The organism is Bacteroidota bacterium (genome assembly GCA_016713765.1).
Classification (GTDB): Bacteria; Bacteroidota; Bacteroidia; order AKYH767-A; family 2013-40CM-41-45; genus Pollutiaquabacter; species Pollutiaquabacter aromativorans.
On the sequence record JADJON010000003.1, the window covers coordinates 598,977 to 616,349 of the forward strand.

A 17,373-nucleotide genomic window follows, 5' to 3' on the forward strand; every position below is an offset into this window, starting at 1 on the left:
TAACCATTCCGGTACGGCAAAGTTCAAATCGAAGCAGGAGATCAGTCGTACTTCGGCTTGAGGAACCAGCGGTCGGAAATGGTAAAGCCCAGGGTGAAACGCAGGTAACGTTCCTTGAGCAGGTCGGATTCGACCGTACCGCGTTCGCCTGCCTCCGCAGCGAACTGGATGAAGGTGGAAGCACGCCGGATCGGAATTCCGAGTCCGATGCTCACACCCATTTCGTTCAACTGGTTACCGCGCAATTGGAGAAATGTACGGGCATAGTGGAATCCGGCACGGTACTGAACGGTCTTATAGCGGTTTTTCAAGACGCGATCATTCGGAGTGAACTGCCCGCCGACGGAAACGCGCCAGCTATCGGCCAGTGAATCGGATGCACCGAAGTAACGATAGGTATTCCAATTCTGCGTCTGGAAGTCGGCGCCGGCCAACCAGCGCGTACCCTGCCGGATAGAAGCGCCGAAGCCAAGGCCGACAGGAAGTTTGACACGCCCCTCTGCTCCTTCAACATAAGCGATCGTATCCCGCACGACAATCTGGTCGCGCGAGGAATTGTCGAAGTACTTGAACGAAGTGGCCGTATACGTCTGCCGGGCATGCAATTCGGCGGCAGGCGAATACGTCGCGCCGAACGTCAGGCTCCAATCACCCCGTTCACGCCGACGCTTCACGTCTCCCCGTTCCTGACGGAGTTGCCGAATGCGGTTTTTCAGGAATTCGCGACGCTCCGCATAACCGGCTTGCAGGCTGTCGGAAGCTTTGCGCGCAACATCGTCCAGGTGCACGAGCGAATCCTCCAACGGACGAATGAGCTTGTCGAACTCCAGCAAGGAATCAGACGGAGAGAGCCGCAGACTGTCGATGGTGTATTGAACACCGAGGTTATAGGTAAACCAGCCGAGCGATGTATTCTCCAGTAAACGCGTGTTGAAGTTCACCGGATTGTCGAATTCGATCCGTCGGTCCTGACCGAGTACACCGAAGAGGTACGAGACATTCGCGCCGATACTCAACGGCGTATTCTTGAAGGGACGAACTCCCGTAGAAATGAAAAAGTTGTTGAGCCCGCCGCTTCCCTGGTAAATACGTGTCTCCACTTCACCGAGCACATTGGTCTGCGGATCTTTAACGGAGTACCCGATGTTGCTGTAGGGCATGAGTCCGAAACCGAGTCCCCACCGCTTCGACTTGAGCGGCACTCCGAGCGCGAAGTAGCTGAAGGAAACCGTATGCTGTTCCTGTCGGGCGTCGGCTGAATTGATCTCCATCAAATTGGCATTGGCGCCCAACTCGAAGGTGGTCAGGAAGAGGTTGGAATAAGCCGCGGGGTTCTGAAAGTTCAGTTGAAGGTTGAGCGGAACACCGATGGAAACGCCCCCCATCCCGAGGTGACGAGCGCCGCCCTGGAATTGCAGGTCGCCGATGCCATACCGGGAGTAAGGCGAGGAAGTAGCATTCTGAGAACGCGCGGAAAACACGCACAGGAAAAGCGCCGCCAGCAGTAGGATGCCGGACTTAGCGGTTCGCGTCATGGTAACGATAGATTTCATAAAGTCCGTAGAGGACCAAATCAGGGGCGGCAAAGATGTTGATTTTTAGCCGTTCAGCCAAACCGGCCGCGTCTCCGCCGGTGATCAGGACTTTCAGCCGCGGATACATCTTTTTGTACTCTTTGACCATTTCACGGATCTCAGCCATTGCCCCATTCATGACGCCCGAACGCATACTGGAAAGCGTGTCACTGCCAAGCAAGGGATTATCCCATTGCAGCTTCACTTTCGGCAGTCCTCCGGTAAAGGCATGGAGTGCTTCAAAACGCATGTGAAGGCCGGGGGAAATACTGCCGCCTATATAGGTGCCACCCGCTTGAACCAGATCAAAGGTGATGCAGGTCCCTGCTCCGATTACCAATACGTGCTGACGGGGGTAACGGGCCGCCGCTGCTACGGCCATCGCGATCCGGTCGCGTCCCAGCGTAGCCGGCGATTTGTATGCATTCCGGATAGGGAGTGGAGTACGATGAGAGAGTTCCAGGAAACCGGGCAACTTTTTTAAGAATTTTAATACCGGAGCAGGCAGTGGTGCGACGGCAGATAATATGGCACCGGAAAATTCGAAACGACGCGAGAGCGATTGCAAGCGGTTCAGGCTCAGCACAGAGAACGCCTCCTGGTGGATCAACGTACCGCCCGAAAAGACACCGATTTTCACCCGGGTGTTACCGCGGTCGATGGCCAGCAAAAGAGCTTTGCTTTTCATGCGGTCAAGATACGCGGGTACATGCGGGCGGAAACGCGGTTTTTGAAAAGAAATTTTGTGAATTGAAAATTTCCCTACTTTTGCCCCACTCTAAGCCGGTGATGTAGCTCAGTTGGTAGAGCAAAGGACTGAAAATCCTTGTGTCAGTGGTTCGATTCCACTCATCACCACCACTTTAGGCCTCCATAGGTCAATGAAACAAACGGATAAGCCCTTCAAGTTTCAGCGGGTCCTCCTGATCGACGACAACGACATTGATAACTTCATCAATGAGCGTATGATCACGACCAATTCCTTTTCGCAGCAGGTCGTCGTGAAGAATTCCGCCGAAGGAGCTCTCCAGTTTCTCCGTGACAATGCATCCAATGCGGCCGTGTTGCCCCAGGTGATTTTCCTGGACCTTAACATGCCTGTGATGGACGGTTTCGGTTTTCTGGCCGAATACGAGCAGTTGCCCGAGAGTATCCGTTCCTTCTGCAAGGTGATCGTGCTTTCCTCCTCCATCAGTCCCGAAGACATCAACCGGGCCTCCACGAATCCCTATGTCGTCAAGTACGTCAACAAGCCGTTGAACGAAAAGTACCTGGACGCGATAAACTTCTAGTAGTAATTAGTAATTGGTAATTAGTAATTAAGGACTCAGCGTAGTCTTTTTATAGATTGTTTCCGCACGCTAATCAGCGTTTTTTCTTTCTGTCCGGAAATCATGTATCACCGCCCGATTTCCTGGCTCTATTGATAAAGGCGTTCAGTAACGGACCTATCTGGGTGACCAGCCTGGTCACTTGTTCCACCTCTTTTTCTGCCAGCACTTTTCGTCGGATCAATTTCCTGGCGAAGGCTTTGGATTCCTCGAATGAGCCGCGGGCACAATAATAAAATCGCAAGCGGTCCCTATAGTGAAACCTTCCGAAGCCCTCCGCAATGTTTGCGCTTATACTATCCGCCGCCCGGATGATCTGTAAACCAATCGTCATTTGAACTTTCTTAGGCCACTTATCATACTCTTCCCAAAACACATCCGACAACTGCTCGGCGTACTGATAGACCAGAAACTGCGTCACATCCTTATTCACCCAACAAAGTAAATTTGAATTATGCCGGATGTCAACCGCATAAAAGCGGGAAAAGGAATCGGAATGAAATATTTTTCGTGAAATGGAAACTGGTAACTGGTAATTGGTAACTAGTAATTGGTAACTAGTAATTGAAAACTAGTAATTCGTTACCGGTTATCAGTTACCAGTTTTTAGTTACTAGTTACTAGTTACCAATTACCAGTTACAAAAAAAAAATGCCTCCCGGCGAAGTTCTCCGGGAGGCATAACCTGGCGGGGCAAAAGAAAAATCAGTCTTTGATCGGGTTCGCCATGCGACGGATCATCTGCTCGTCGAGCTGGATGTACCAGAACATGCGGTGCGCACCCTGATTAACCTGGCGGAACTGCTCGTTCAGCTCGGTGAGTTTTTTCACCTTCTTACGGAATTCTTCGGGTTTGATAGCCGCCTTCAGCATCTTGATCAGGTGCAGGGCAGGCTGGTAATTGTTGTCGTTTTCGACGATCTGGCGCTTCACGCTCTGGAGGAGCTGGTTGCACAGTCCGTCTTCTCCCTGGAAGCAGTACTGCATGGCCTGGAAGAGCTTGTACTCCACGTCGGTGAACAGAAATTTCTTCAGGCTGGTCTCGTTGCGGAGGTTGTTGATGATCCGCGCAGCCCCGGCGAAATCCTGCTGGTAGAACTTACCGATGGCATTGAAACGCTGGAAGCTGATGTACGGATAGGGTTCGTTCACATCAACGTCGAAGTTCGATTCGAGCTCGGCGTTAAGGTCCAGCAATTGCTGCGTATCGCGGGTTGCGAGGAAGCGGGCGACTTTGCTGTTCAGGAATTCGGTCACATAGAAGCTGAAAGCCGGCTTGAAAGCGATGTCCGGCACCTGCTTGTTGATCATTGAATAGTAATGATCGGCGCGGACCTGGTTTCCGGTACGCTGGTAATATTCGAAGTACAGGAAGTCGACGAGGAATCGTACGCCCTGATAAAAGGTATCGAGCTCGTATTTCTCAAAGTGCTTCCGAATCTGCTGGAGGATGGAATCCACCTCGATCTCGAGCGCTTTCAATGTCTCCACCCGGCTGGTGAACAGACAGAGGTAGTAAATGCGCACCAGGTTGTAGAGCACGAACAGGCGGTGTCCGTGATACAGTTCGGAGATGTTGGTCAACTCCCGAAGGATGGACTGCACCGCTTCGAAATCGCGCTCGTCGCGGGTCAGCTGGTAGCTGCCGGCACGCTTCACGAATTCGTAGAAGAGATCTTCCGCCTTCACCACCGCAAGGGAGTACGCTACGTGACGGTTGTATTCTTTCTCGTAATAATCGAAATCGCCGTTATACATGCTCAGGCGTGCCAGCGCTTTGTAAACGACGATCAATTCATTCGAGAGATCATATTCGATCAGCTGCTTTTCGAGGTTCTTGAGCGCACGAATGGCCACATCGCGGTCGTTGCTGAACAACATGGCCGGCACGAGGGCCACCTTGTCTTTCAGCGCGGAGATCGGGTTCTTGACGTTCGTCGACAAATACTGTGCGATGCGTTCGTTCAGGCGCGACTTGAGCGTATAATAGGTACTCGGGTTCACACCCAGCATATCCATCATCTGGCTTTCAGTATAGCTGCCGTTTCGCGCGGCTTCCAATACCAGATAAGGCTTGTTGTTCTTTCGGCCGGCAACCGCGGAAAGCAGTTCCTGATACTCGCCATCACTCAGTTTCTTGATCGTTTTGTTCAAAGTATCCATGGTGCGCTGTAATAGCTGTGGAGCGTTTGTTCTGAAGAGGTTTAACGGGGGTGACCGGAGAAGGATACACCGGAGTCAAGAGGAATTGAGGGCTTGGGTTTGCAAGGGTCTCAAAAGGTTAAAAGGGCAAATTCTCCGTTTTTTCAAAGACTATAAGCCGGATCTGGAGGAAAATGCAGCGGAACCGGACAAAACCTTACATCCGTAAGATGCGCCGCTTATTGCGGGAACTGCCGGGGAGCCACTCAGTATATATTGTCACTAGAATCCTCAAAAGCTCTCACGATGAAAACTTTTATCGCGAAATCAACGGACGGCATGATGCAGCCCACGATCCGACAGAACATGAAACAGAAGATCGCGGGCAACCGCTTCTTCGTGTACGCCCTCGAACTGGTACTCCTATATGTACTGGTGTTCGCGGCAGTCAGTGCCTTCGCACAGGAACCCGCCACCGCCTCGAAAGAGCCGGGTAAGCTGGAGTTCGCGAAGGAGACCATTGTCTATAATTCGGGCAAGGTCTACATGAACTGGGTGGCAAAAGCCCATTCGGAAGACTGCATCTACGTCATCGAACGCTCCGTCGATGGACAGGAGTTCGAACCGGTAGGCCTTAAAGAAGGTATCGGATCCCCGCTGGAACTCCTCTATAGCTGGGTCGACACCAAGCCGGTTGCCGGCACGGTGCACTACCGCATCAAACAGATCAATAATGAAGGGAACCTGGTAGCCCAGGCCGAGCCGAAAACGGTGACGTCTCCGGATGCCAGTCCGCTCTTCATGGATAAGAGCAGCCGTATGGTGCAGGTCAAGTAATTGACCTGCCCGTAAGGGCACTCGAAGGGTGTTTAGGGTGTAAGATCGTTCAAACAAGACAATGGGAAACCAACCGACCACAGGCTGGGGTGAATGCCTGGGACGGATGGCGGGATTCCTGATACTGCTGACACTGTCGGCCGTCCTTCGGGCGGGCGCGGTACCGGTAGCCTCCTTTTCCGCCAGCCAAACCACCGGGTGTCCCCCGTTGAACGTACAGTTCAACAACACGTCGACCGGCGCCGTGTCCTACTACTGGGACCTCGGCAACGGCAACACGTCGACCCTGGCGAATCCGTCGAATACGTATACCGTTCCGGGCACGTACACGATCCGCCTCGTGGCGATCGATGGTGCCGGCAACCGCGATACGCTGACCCGCGTGAACTATATCACGGTGGTAGGTCAGCCCTCGGCCGACTTCTCCTCGTCGGTACGTTCTTCCTGTCTCGACAACAACAGCTATTCCTTTAGCAACCTTTCGACCGGCGCTGTCAGTTACCTCTGGGACTTCGGCGACGGTACCACGTCCACCCAAAGCAATCCGACACACAGCTATGCGATGTCGGGTGTCTTTACGGTGACCCTGATTGCGACCAACAGCTTTGGTTGCCAGGATGTGGAAATCAAAAACACCTACATCACGATCTTCCCCAAGCCGGATGCCACCGTCCAGGCCACCTTTACTTCCAGTTGTGATCCGGCTACGGCTTTCCAGTTTTCCAACAACGCCCAAGCCACCAGCTGGCTCTGGAACTTCGGCGACGGAACTACAGCCAATCAACAAAATCCTTCGCACGTTTTCTCGACCCCGGGCACTTACAACGTAAGCCTCATGGCCACGAACGCATTCGGATGCAGCGATACCTCCGATGTTCCGGCCGAAATCAATGTCGGTGTCGCCAACTGGGCGAACTTCAGCGTTGCCTATGATACCGGTTGCGCTCCCTTCACTGCGAACTTCTCCAACCCGAATACCAACTTGCTGAGCTGTCATTGGGATTTCGGTGACGGTACCACCTCCACCGATGTTACACCTTCACATATCTACGTCAATCCCGGAACCTATACGGTAACACTTATCGTCACGACGAACTCCGGTTGTGTGGATACGGTACGAAAAGTGAACTACATCCTTGTCGGCGCGAAGCCTAACGTGAACTTCTCCTACAACATCACGAATGGCTGTGCTCCGCTCTCGGTTCAATTCACCAACCTGTCTTCGGGATACGACAGTTGTCAGTGGATCTTCGGTGACGGCACCAGGTCCAACGACATCAGTCCCCTGCATACCTACACGGCTTCCGGCGTATTCTCCGTCACGCTGAAATGCTGGAGTCCGAGCGGCTGCTCAAAGAGTGTCCAGTTGGACAGCATCATTTCCGTCACCTCCACTCGCGCGCTCCTCAATGCCAGTCCGCGCGTCGGTTGTCCGCCACTTTCCGTCAACTTCAATGCCCTGTCTCCGGGCAGCGGGCTGAACTACTTCTGGTCGTTCGGCGACGGTACGACTTCCACACAACAGAATCCAACACACAATTACACCACCTCCGGTTCATTCGATGTCATGCTGGTCGTGGCCGACTCGCTCGGATGCTCCGACACCCTGCGCCGACCGGCATACATCCAAACGACGAACCCGGCCGCCAACTACGTGCCACCACCTACCACCGTAGGATGCGCGCCGCTCACCACCCAGTTCACCGACGGAACAGTCGGAGCGAACGGCTGGGCCTGGGATTTCGGTGATGGCTCCACATCCACGCAACAAAATCCGGTTCACACCTACTCCACCCCCGGCTTTTATACGGTCAGTCTAACCACCACTACTGCCAACGGCGGTTGCGAACAGACCATATCGAATTTCTCCACCTTCGATGTCAGAGGAGGCTATGCGGGATTCACGCATTCGGTAACCACCTGCCCTCCGTACGAAGCACAGTTCACTGACACCTCGAGCAACGCTGTTTCCTGGTTGTGGGATTTCGGCGATGGCACCACGTCGACGGACCAACATCCGAATCACACCTTCGCCAGCCCGGGTTACCACAGTGTTTCATTGACGATCACCACTGCGGACGGATGCACGTACACCACCATGCAATCCAATGGCGTGTACTTCACACCCTTCGGAGCCAACTTCTACGGCATCCCGCAAGACACGGTGTTCCCGATGCCGGTACAATTCTATGCCAACTCCGTTGGTGCCACACAATGGTTGTGGGACTTCGGCGACGGCTCTACCTCTACGCTGGAGAATCCGTTCCATACTTATCAGTCAAACGGCAATTACAACGTAACACTCTGGATCAGCAACGGCGTCTGTACGTTATTCTATGATCCGCCACCCTTCAACTTCGGGGAACCCGATACCACTCCGGTGGACGTCGGTAACCCCGGCGAGCCGGTCGTACAGCAGGGATGTGCACCGCTGACTGTTACATTCACCAAGGACCTTCCGAGCGCGGCAAGCTGGAACTGGGACTTTGGCGACGGACAAACCTCCACCGAAGAATTCCCGGTACATACCTATCTGAATGCCGGGATCTACACGGTCGTCCTGACCGTAGTGGATACGCTTGGTCTTACGTCCGTGATCCAAATGGACAGCATCGTAAGGGTTTCCGGTCCCAGGGCCGGGTTCATTATCCAGCAGGCCGGCAGTTGCACCAACACGACCATTACCCTCATCGACACGTCCGCGAATGCCACTTCCTGGCTGTGGAACCTGGGTGATGGCACCACCTCCACCCAACAGAACCCCGCACACGTTTACAATACGACCAGTCCGAATTTCATCATCACCCAGACCGTGAGCGATACGATGGGCTGCTCTTCGTCGATTTCGACCAGTATCTATTCCAACTTCATAGCGCCTGCATTGGTCAGCGAAAGTGAAGTATGCGGTCTCGATACGCTGCAGTTCTACACCAGCATGCAGAACTACGCAAGTTACCTGTGGGATTTCGGCGATAATACGACCTCAACGGCTGTCAATCCGTCGCATAGTTTCACGCAGGAAGGCACCTTCCAGGTGTCGCTCACCGTGACCGACAACAATGGCTGCGCGCAAACCTTCCAGGTGAATCCGCCGATAACCGTCAGCATGCCTGTGGCCGATTTCTCGACCTCCACCAGTCGCCAGGCATGCAACAAACTGAACGTAGTCTTTACAAACCTGTCACAAAACGCAGATATGTACCTGTGGAGTTTCGGAGACGGCAACAGCTCGTCCATTGAAACGCCTACCTATCGCTATCTGGAAGCGGGTGTATTCGATGTCAGCCTAACGGTGTTCCGCGGAAATTGCGTCTCCAGGATGGATAAACCGCAATACATCAAGATCGATACAGCGCATGCCGAGTTCAACCTTGCAGTCGATCAGCCTTGTCTACCGTCAACGGCAACCTTCACGGACCTGAGTGCGAATCCGGTCTCCTGGACCTGGTACTTCGGCAACGGCGATTCCGCTACGGTTCAAAACCCGTCTTATTATTACTCCGAGGTTCCTGCACGATATCCGATGCTGGTCATGACGGACATCAACGGTTGCGTCGATTCTGTCATGCACGACATGAATTACCTGCTGTTTGCGGATTTCGACGTGTCGGTTGACACTGGATGTATACCGATGCAAGTTGATTTCCAAAACCATTCTTCAGCAATGGCTACTTCCTATCAATGGGACTTCGGCGATGGGATTAGCTCGACTGATGCCAACCCTACGCACACCTATATCCAGCCCGGCAATTACGACGTAACGCTTGTTGTCAGCTCAATGTGGCTCAACTGCACTGACACTTTGCACATCCCCACTCGTATCCTTGTTAAAGAGCCATTGGCCAACTTCGTCACCGATGACCGTTCGGCCTGCGCACCGTCCGTGGTAAACTTCCAGGACCTGTCCGTGGATGCGGAATCGTATTTATGGGATTTCGGCGACAGCACGTCGTCCACGAATGCCGTCACCTCACACATTTACAATACTCCCGGGGTATATACGGTCTCGCTGATTGTCAGTGCCCAGGGTTGTTCGGATACGCTGGTACGGCCACAATACATTGAAGTGCTCGGACCCCGTACTGATTTCACTGCCTCGGCATTTGAAGGTTGCGTTCCCTTCACGGTTGACTTTACCGATCAGTCGCAAAACGCTATCGACTGGAACTGGAACTTCGGCGACGGCTATGCCGGAATACCCCAGCATCCGACCCATACCTACCAGGATACCGGCACCTACATCGTTTCACTGGTCACCCGTGACACTTCCGGATGTTCCTCTTTCTACGAAATGCCGCAACGCATCATCGTACATCCCGTCCCACAAGCCAACCTTACTGCGGCCAACATCTCCGGCTGCCAGCCTATCACCGCAACCTTCCAAAATCTCTCGCAGGGAGCTACATCCGCGGTCTGGAACTTCGGCGATGGCGGCACCAGCACCGACTTCTCCGCCTCCCACGAATACACGGAGGCCGGCAACTACCTGGTCGACCTGATCGCAATGAACCAATACGGTTGCGCGGACACCATGCAATCCCAACAACCGATCAATGTACTGGCCGCGCCACAACCATTCTTCTCCGCCAATAACACCACCGGCTGCGCTCCGTTGAACATTACCTTCTACAACGGCAGCTTGAATGTCGAAGGGCCCTCCTACCTGTGGGACTTCGGCAACGGCCAGACTTCCACGGCCGCCAACCCGCAAGTCGTTTTTGACGCGCCTGGTTTCTACACCGTCTCGCTGACGGTGACGAACGCCAACGGCTGCACCGATTTCCTGTCGTTCCCCGCCATGATCCACGTCATGGATACGTTACCACCGCCGGAATCGAAGATTTACAGTGTTTCCGTGCTCTCCAACACCAGTGTGGAAATCACCTGGGAGAACAACCCAGCGATCGACCTGGGTGGTTATATCCTGTACCGTCTGAATCACCATAACGGGTACTACGAAGTGATCCACACCGAAACGAATATCCAGAATACCGGGTTCTCGCTGAACCCGACGTACACCGATACTGGCCTGAACTGTCTCACGACGACGTATACGTACAAACTGCAAGCCTACGACATCTGCGGCAACGTCATCCCACTGGATCAGTTGACCGCTCATACCACCATCAATGTTTCGTCGCAGCGACAGGGGAATAACATCTACGTGAGCTGGACTCCGTACGGCGGCTGTCCGGTCAGTTCCTACGAGATCTACCGTTGCGAGCCGGGCGAAACCCCGACTTATCTGACCACTGTTGCCGCCAGCCAGCTCGATTATCTCGACACGACCTTTACTTGTCCGAATCCCTATTCGTACAAGATCATGGCGACCGACTTGTGCGGAAATCCGTTCACCAGTTTCTCCGATACCTCGGTCACGATCCCGCTGAACTACCTGGCCAATCAGGTGGTCGACGTGATCCGCTCCACGGTGGTTGATAATCAGTATGTGCTGACCGAATGGCGACAGCCGTCCGTGCGTCCGGAGATGGTTGCCCAATTCGACGTCTATCGTTCTACGGACAACGTCAACTTCAACTACCTGCGTACGGTACCGGCACAACAGACCGACCTGAGCGACTATGCCGTCGATGTGCAGAACAATCGTTACTTCTACAAGATCCTGGTCGTGAACACCTGCGACATCACGCAGGACCTCAGCCCAAGCACGAATACGATTCTGCTCCGGGGCGAAATGGATGAAGCACGACAGGTCCATCTTCAATGGACTCCTTATTCGGCCTGGGAAAACGGCGTCGAATATTATATCCTAGAAAAACTTGACGAGCAGGGACACTGGCAAGTGCTCCGGCAGGTCGACGGACAAACGCTCCGTTACGATTACCAGGAATGAACGATCCACTGAAACACCCTCCTGGTGAACGAGTGCCCTCACCCCGGGCGCTCGTTCATTTTTTATAGGCTTGTCAAAAGGCGTATCTTAGCCATGCCATGCGCCGGCCGATACTGATCCTCTATATCCTGGCTTTTTATGTGATCTTCCAGTTCTGCTGGTGGGCCTATCTGTTACTGGACCTGAACGTGGAGATCTACGAGCACAGGATCGAGAACGTCCGCTTGTCCGTCGATGACAAACAACAACAGGAAGACCTGATCGCCGAACTCGAAGAAAGGAATCAGCAGCGTCATTGGATGGTGCTCGGTGAAGGAGGAGTATTTCTCGGATTACTGATGTGGGGAAGTTTTGTAACCCTACGCTCGATCCGCAAGGAAGTCGGACTGGCACGACAGCAGAAGAACTTTCTGCTTTCCATCACCCACGAGTTCAAGTCACCGCTTGCCTCGATCAAACTCTACTTACAGACGCTCCAACGTCATGACCTCGACGCGGACCGCGAAGCCGCGTTCATCCAGGGAGCCATCAACGACACCGAGCGCCTCAACAACCTGGTCGAGAACGCGCTGCTCGCCAATCTCATCGACCATAACGGCTACTCCTTCAACAAGGAAGAACTGAATCTCTCCGCGTTCATCCGGCTGCTGCTCCAAAAACTACCCGGCGCGAATCAACGCAACCGGATCGACGGGCAGATCGAAGACGGCATTTCCATCTTCGCTGATCGCAACGCGATTTCCGTCGTCTTCAGTAACCTTTTGGAGAATGCCATCAAGTATTCACCCGCCGACTCGACCATTCGTATTACACTGGTCAAGGATCGCGGACAAGCACGCTTACAATTCATCGATGAAGGCATCGGCGTTCCGGCCGCAGAGAAGAAGAACATTTTCCGAAAATTCTACCGCATCGGAAAAGAAGAAACCCGAAAGACAAAGGGAACCGGCCTGGGTCTTTACATCGTCAAATACATCATCGATGAACACGGTGGCGACATCACGGTAGCGGATAACACACCGAAGGGTTCCATTTTCGACGTGCATCTGCCGATCTCGAAAACAGCGGGGAACGGCTAGTCGCCTCTTTTTCGTATCTTTGCATGCTGAAAAGGCGATTTTAAGGTCTTTTCACACAAATTCTCCATCCACATGGCGAATGCCAATAAAGTCGTCCTCATCGTCATGGACGGCTGGGGGCACGGTCCAAAGACTGATGCCAACGCGATCTTCAAGGCGCGTACCCCCTTCATCGATTCCCTTTACGCGAATTACCCGAATGCCGAATTGCTCACGTCCGGCGAAGACGTTGGTTTACCGGCCGGACAAATGGGCAACAGCGAAGTCGGTCACCTGAACATCGGTGCCGGACGCGTCGTGTACCAGGATCTTGTCCGCATCAACCTCGCGATCCGTGACGGATCTATCTTCCGGGAAAAGACCCTGGTGGAAGCATTCGCTTTCGCGAAGGCGAACAACAAGCCGGTTCATTTCCTGGGTCTGGTTTCCGACGGCGGCGTTCATTCGCACCTCGAGCACCTCAAGGCCCTTTGTGACGCGGCGAAAAAAGACGGGGTGCAGGATGTTTACATCCATGCCTTCACCGATGGACGCGATACGGATCCGAAGGGTGGCCTGGGTTATCTGCGCGAGTTGCAGGAACACTTGAAACATTCATCCGGTAAAATCGCCAGCATTGTCGGCCGGTATTACGCGATGGATCGCGACAAACGTTGGGAACGCGTCAAGGAAGCCTATGATCTGCTGGTATCGGGCCATGGCACGCCCGCAACCGATCCGCTGAAAGCAATTGAATCTTCGTATACTGCCGGCATAACCGATGAATTCATCAAACCGATCGTTATTACACGTCCCGACGGACAACCGACGGCGATCATACGGGAAGGCGATGTCGTTATCTGTTTCAATTTCCGAACCGACCGCTGTCGGGAGATCACGCAGGCGCTGACACAGCAGGATTTTCACGAGCAGAACATGCACCGCATGGATCTGCACTACGTGACGATGACGAATTATGACGATACGTTCCGGAACGTTCACGTCATTTACGATAAGGATAACCTTGCCATGACGCTTGGAGAAGTGGTGGCCAATGCGGGTTTAAAACAGATCCGGATCGCGGAAACGGAAAAGTACCCGCACGTTACGTTCTTCTTTTCCGGCGGTCGTGAAGCACCCTTCGAAGGCGAGCAACGCATCCTGGTCCCTTCTCCGAAAGTCGCCACCTACGACCTTCAACCCGAGATGAGTGCCGAAGAGGTTACGCGTAAACTCTGCGCCGAACTGGAGAAAGGCGAAGCCTCGTTTGTCTGCCTGAATTTCGCCAACTGCGACATGGTCGGACATACTGGTGTGTTTGACGCGGTTGTCACGGCTGTCGAAAAAGTGGACGACTGTGTTCGTCGCGTCGTAGAGACCGGTCAGCGCAACGGCTACTCATTTCTGATCACCGCCGATCACGGCAATGCCGATTACATGATCAACGAGGATGGATCACCGAACACCGCTCATACGACCAATCCCGTTCCGGTTTTTCTGCTCGACTCCCATCACCGCACACTCCAAAACGGCCGCCTTGCCGACCTAGCTCCCACCGTGTTGCACCTGATGGGTTTGGAGATTCCGAAGGAGATGACGGGAAAGGTGTTGTGCGGAACCTGATGCAGAGGCAGAAAAAATCCGGCATCGTGATGCAGGTAATTAACAACTGGAAAACTGGAAGAAGAAACTTCTCCAATCACCAATCACCAGTTTCCAATTACTAGTTACTAGTTACTAGTTACTAGTTTCCAGTCTCCACCTACCAATTCACCCTTACCGCCGCGATCAAATTCCTTCCCGGCGCCTGGATACCGCTGGCGAATGCCCGGTAGTTTTGATCCAGGATGTTATCGAGCCCCAGCTGCAGGGTCAGGAATGATTTCAATCTGTACTGCGTGCGCAGGTTGACGGTATACCAGGAAGGCATGCCGTCGGCGGTAGCGTACTGCTGGTTATCTTCTCCGAAGGGATTGTAGTCGTCGATATCTTTCTTACCGTTGAATACAGTAGACGCTTCAGCTTCGAATTTCTCGTACTGATAACGCACCGCCAAACGACCGTAGAGCGGAGGAATATGATCCAGCGGAATTTCCACTGTATCGGTTTTCACCCGTCCATAGGTGTAATTGACCGATCCCACAATATGCCAGTCGCGGGCAGCTTCAATCTCGATGGCGGAACTGAAGCCATAGATATAGGCTTCCTGCTTATTCTGATTGCTGTAAACACGGCTCATGGTCCCGTCGTAGAGCACGCTATCCTGCCCGTTGAATTTCGTAATGTCCGTTACGATGGCATCGGTAAACGCCGTATAGAACCCGGTATTTTCCCACCGTACATTCTTACCCAGGAAAAGCGTGACCCCAAGTTCCCCGGAGGTCGTCCGTTCCGGCTTGAGATCGGCATTGGGAATGATCAACTCACCGGGCGTTGATTCGAATACCTTGGCCAGGTCATCCACATTCGGTGCCCGGAAACCCGTGGTTCCCAGCAACGACACCTTCACGTGCAGGTCGGGGCGCCATACGACTCCCAGGTTGCCGGCCAGCACGGTATTCTCCTGCGTTACACCGCTGACCGGGAACGGGAAGAAACTGGTATCCTCGAATGAACTCTCCAAACGCAAACTGGTGAACCGTAGTCCGTCATGCACGGAAAACTTCGGGGTCACCTCCCAGGTATGTGTGACATAGGCCGCGATTGAGTTCATGGAATTGTCGCCGTCAGGATAACGCGTGCTTTGCGCAGACAACGCACCCGTGTTCACGTTGTAGCGGTTGGCAACAGAGTTGACCGCACTGTACTGACCATCGATACCGAGCCGCAGTTGGTGCGGTCCGCGGTTGCGATCGAGTCCAAACGTATAACCCGCGACATTCACGTACTCCACCCGGTTGGTCCGGTTGGATCCGCCAAAGCCGCGGTTGTGGCGGCTTTCGACGACATACTGGTAACTCAAAACGGCGCGCGCGGCATCGAAGAAACCTCGGGTAAGTTTACGGTCGTAATGATAGGCGGCCAGGAGGCGATCTTGCGGACCGTAATACCACTCAGCGCTGTTCAAGGTAGTGGAAGCGTTAGGATCCGTCAGGCGGTCGTAGCGTGGAATATCGGTAGATGTACTGTACTGCAGATTGAGACCGTGCACGGTATGTTCGCCTGTCTTCAAGCTGAACTTCTGCATCAGGTCCAACTGGTCGTACCCGCTGAATTTCTGCACATACGGGTCGTCGTTTATAACGAGTGAATCTTTCCCGTTGATCCGTTCCACATAGTAATACCGCTTTCCCCAGACGGAGTCCAGCGAACCGGCTTGCTTGCCCATCCGCAAGTCATCGAACATGCTGTAGGTAATCGAGGTCAGGGATGCGAACTTACTTTTACCCAGATTCACATTCGCCTGGACGGTCCGTTCCCGGTTAGCTGAAGCATAGCGCATCATGCCCGAACCTTTGGCCAGCAAGGTTCCGTCGGTGGAGAATTCCGGTTTGCGTGTACGCAGGTGGACGACACCGCCCAAGGCATCGCTGCCATAAACGGTTGAGGATGGTCCGTACAATACCTCGACGCGATCCAGGATGTTCGGATCGACGGTGATGACATTCTGCAAGTGGCCGGCCCGGTAGATCAGGTTGTTCATCCGGACGTCGTCGATGACCAACAGCACACGGCTGGCTTCGAAGCCGCGGATCACCGGACTTCCTCCTCCCTGCTGGCTCTTTTGGACGAAGAGGGTGCCGGAATTCTGCAACACCTCGGCCATGGTCGGGAAGTTGCCGAAGCGGATCTTGGAAGCCGGAATGGCGGCGACCTGCTGCGGAATGCTCATGCGATTCTGCAGGGTACGGTTGGCAGAAATGATCAGTTCCGGAAGGTCTTTTTCTTTATTGGTAGTATCGTTTGATAGGGTTTGTTGTGCTGAGGCCGGGATGCCGAATAGGCACGCCGCCATCAGCCATAGGATGGTACGCATTGATGATTGGTTTGGAAAGATGAATATTCGATCAGCCTCCGCGCAGGCAGGCCGTAGCTAAAAGGAAACCATTAACCAAACATCAATGGAGGTGGCACCATCGGGCTAACGATGGGCTCGGGTAGTCCTTGAAAGGGTTCTGCGAACGCCAGTTCCAGACAAAACTGTTTATTCCAGGCGGGTGTTTCAATCGATTCCAGGTATACCGGCGGCAACAACACCGGCGCCCAGTCCTTTCCCCGCTTTCCGATCTCTTCGGAAAAACGGTGCACCCTTTTTAACAGATCATCCTCGTCGTCATCGTAATGACCGGTGACATACAAGTGTCCTTCTTTCTGGTCGAAACGCTTCACATCGAACCAACGACCGTTGAGCCTGATCTCGCAAGCGCCCTTCAACAAGTCGGGATGATCGGGCGCATTCACCTCGACCGTTTCATGAGCGGTGTGGCTCATGCGCGCCATCCGGTAATGGTGCAGATGCAAATGCAGCGTGGCGAATACCAGCATTCCCGCCGAAGCGGATAAGATGGCTAAAAGCAGAATCCAGGCGGATAGCCGACGATGCATACGACCAAGGTAAGGCAATTCTCCCTGCTTTA

The 17,373-nt window shown here is 53.6% G+C and carries 11 protein-coding genes, 1 tRNA gene and 10 pseudogenes; 16 read left to right on the forward strand and 6 right to left on the reverse strand.

What is annotated here, in order from left to right; all coding sequences use genetic code 11:
• Positions 1-41: 41 nt before the first annotated feature.
• A complete protein-coding gene (locus tag IPJ96_13375) occupies positions 42-1,535 on the reverse strand; it encodes a hypothetical protein (GenBank protein ID MBK7911320.1) in 1,494 nt (497 codons plus the stop codon).
• Positions 1,519-2,262: a type III pantothenate kinase gene (locus IPJ96_13380; GenBank protein MBK7911321.1), complete on the reverse strand. Its 744-nt coding sequence runs from the start codon at positions 2,260-2,262 to the stop codon at positions 1,519-1,521. The genes IPJ96_13375 and IPJ96_13380 overlap by 17 nt, the downstream gene beginning before the upstream one ends.
• A gap of 97 nt (positions 2,263-2,359) precedes the next feature.
• Between IPJ96_13380 and IPJ96_13385 the strand changes: the two genes are divergently transcribed.
• Both IPJ96_13385 and IPJ96_13390 read left to right on the forward strand, forming a co-directional pair.
• Positions 2,360-2,435: transfer RNA gene (locus tag IPJ96_13385), tRNA-Phe, on the forward strand.
• A gap of 20 nt (positions 2,436-2,455) precedes the next feature.
• On the forward strand, positions 2,456-2,866 hold the full coding sequence (locus IPJ96_13390; GenBank protein ID MBK7911322.1) for a response regulator: 411 nt from the start codon (positions 2,456-2,458) through the stop codon (positions 2,864-2,866).
• Positions 2,867-2,966: 100 nt separating this feature from the next.
• Here IPJ96_13390 and IPJ96_13395 read toward each other — a convergent pair whose 3' ends face one another.
• Both IPJ96_13395 and IPJ96_13400 read right to left on the reverse strand, forming a co-directional pair.
• Entirely contained in the window at positions 2,967-3,338 is a 372-nt protein-coding gene (locus IPJ96_13395; GenBank protein ID MBK7911323.1) for a four helix bundle protein, read from the reverse strand.
• A gap of 272 nt (positions 3,339-3,610) precedes the next feature.
• Positions 3,611-5,068 (reverse strand): hypothetical protein, encoded by a 1,458-nt coding sequence (locus IPJ96_13400; GenBank protein ID MBK7911324.1) that lies wholly within the window; start codon positions 5,066-5,068, stop codon positions 3,611-3,613.
• Positions 5,069-5,353: 285 nt separating this feature from the next.
• Here IPJ96_13400 and IPJ96_13405 point away from each other — a divergent pair, with 285 nt between their 5' ends.
• From IPJ96_13405 to IPJ96_13470, 14 genes and pseudogenes are all read left to right on the forward strand, one after another.
• Positions 5,354-5,884 carry a hypothetical protein gene (locus IPJ96_13405; protein ID MBK7911325.1) on the forward strand — a complete coding sequence of 177 codons (531 nt, stop codon included), beginning with the start codon at positions 5,354-5,356 and terminating at the stop codon, positions 5,882-5,884.
• A gap of 244 nt (positions 5,885-6,128) precedes the next feature.
• Positions 6,129-6,473: pseudogene (locus tag IPJ96_13410) on the forward strand (PKD domain-containing protein).
• Positions 6,447-6,746, forward strand: a pseudogene (locus IPJ96_13415) (PKD domain-containing protein). The pseudogenes IPJ96_13410 and IPJ96_13415 overlap by 27 nt, the downstream one beginning before the upstream one ends.
• A pseudogene (locus IPJ96_13420) lies at positions 6,720-6,986 on the forward strand (PKD domain-containing protein). Before IPJ96_13415 ends, IPJ96_13420 begins: the two co-directional pseudogenes overlap by 27 nt.
• 465 nt (positions 6,987-7,451) lie before the next feature.
• A pseudogene (locus tag IPJ96_13425) lies at positions 7,452-7,724 on the forward strand (PKD domain-containing protein).
• Positions 7,725-7,739: 15 nt separating this feature from the next.
• Positions 7,740-7,967, forward strand: a pseudogene (locus tag IPJ96_13430) (PKD domain-containing protein).
• 135 nt (positions 7,968-8,102) lie between these two features.
• Positions 8,103-8,459 (forward strand): annotated as a pseudogene (locus IPJ96_13435) (PKD domain-containing protein).
• Between the two features lie 27 nt (positions 8,460-8,486).
• Positions 8,487-8,957, forward strand: a pseudogene (locus IPJ96_13440) (PKD domain-containing protein).
• 33 nt (positions 8,958-8,990) lie between these two features.
• Positions 8,991-9,656 (forward strand): annotated as a pseudogene (locus IPJ96_13445) (PKD domain-containing protein).
• Between the two features lie 135 nt (positions 9,657-9,791).
• Positions 9,792-10,157 (forward strand): annotated as a pseudogene (locus IPJ96_13450) (PKD domain-containing protein).
• A gap of 18 nt (positions 10,158-10,175) precedes the next feature.
• Positions 10,176-10,409: pseudogene (locus tag IPJ96_13455) on the forward strand (PKD domain-containing protein).
• Positions 10,389-11,738, forward strand: a complete 1,350-nt coding sequence (locus tag IPJ96_13460) for a PKD domain-containing protein (protein MBK7911326.1) — start codon at positions 10,389-10,391, stop codon at positions 11,736-11,738. Before IPJ96_13455 ends, IPJ96_13460 begins: the two are co-directional and overlap by 21 nt.
• A gap of 98 nt (positions 11,739-11,836) precedes the next feature.
• Positions 11,837-12,817 carry a GHKL domain-containing protein gene (locus tag IPJ96_13465; GenBank protein ID MBK7911327.1) on the forward strand — a complete coding sequence of 327 codons (981 nt, stop codon included), beginning with the start codon at positions 11,837-11,839 and terminating at the stop codon, positions 12,815-12,817.
• 72 nt (positions 12,818-12,889) lie between these two features.
• Positions 12,890-14,419, forward strand: a complete 1,530-nt coding sequence (locus IPJ96_13470) for a 2,3-bisphosphoglycerate-independent phosphoglycerate mutase (GenBank protein MBK7911328.1) — start codon at positions 12,890-12,892, stop codon at positions 14,417-14,419.
• 139 nt (positions 14,420-14,558) lie between these two features.
• On the opposite strand, the gene IPJ96_13475 is transcribed toward IPJ96_13470, so the two are convergent.
• Together IPJ96_13475 and IPJ96_13480 are read right to left on the reverse strand one after the other, a co-directional pair.
• The gene (locus IPJ96_13475) at positions 14,559-16,772 is read right to left on the reverse strand and encodes a TonB-dependent receptor (GenBank protein ID MBK7911329.1); all 2,214 of its coding nucleotides are present in this window, start codon (positions 16,770-16,772) and stop codon (positions 14,559-14,561) included.
• A gap of 71 nt (positions 16,773-16,843) precedes the next feature.
• Entirely contained in the window at positions 16,844-17,341 is a 498-nt protein-coding gene (locus IPJ96_13480; GenBank protein MBK7911330.1) for a hypothetical protein, read from the reverse strand.
• Positions 17,342-17,373 lie beyond the last annotated feature (32 nt).

Coding starts and splice junctions, on each gene's coding strand:
- IPJ96_13375 (MBK7911320.1), bottom strand. CDS start 1,535: ATGACGCGAACCGCTAAGTCCGGCATCCTACTGCTGGCGGCGCTTTTC.
- IPJ96_13380 (MBK7911321.1), bottom strand. CDS start 2,262: ATGAAAAGCAAAGCTCTTTTGCTGGCCATCGACCGCGGTAACACCCGG.
- IPJ96_13390 (MBK7911322.1), top strand. CDS start 2,456: ATGAAACAAACGGATAAGCCCTTCAAGTTTCAGCGGGTCCTCCTGATC.
- IPJ96_13400 (MBK7911324.1), bottom strand. CDS start 5,068: ATGGATACTTTGAACAAAACGATCAAGAAACTGAGTGATGGCGAGTAT.
- IPJ96_13405 (MBK7911325.1), top strand. CDS start 5,354: ATGAAAACTTTTATCGCGAAATCAACGGACGGCATGATGCAGCCCACG.
- IPJ96_13460 (MBK7911326.1), top strand. CDS start 10,389: ATGAACCAATACGGTTGCGCGGACACCATGCAATCCCAACAACCGATC.
- IPJ96_13465 (MBK7911327.1), top strand. CDS start 11,837: ATGCGCCGGCCGATACTGATCCTCTATATCCTGGCTTTTTATGTGATC.
- IPJ96_13470 (MBK7911328.1), top strand. CDS start 12,890: ATGGCGAATGCCAATAAAGTCGTCCTCATCGTCATGGACGGCTGGGGG.
- IPJ96_13475 (MBK7911329.1), bottom strand. CDS start 16,772: ATGCGTACCATCCTATGGCTGATGGCGGCGTGCCTATTCGGCATCCCG.
- IPJ96_13480 (MBK7911330.1), bottom strand. CDS start 17,341: ATGCATCGTCGGCTATCCGCCTGGATTCTGCTTTTAGCCATCTTATCC.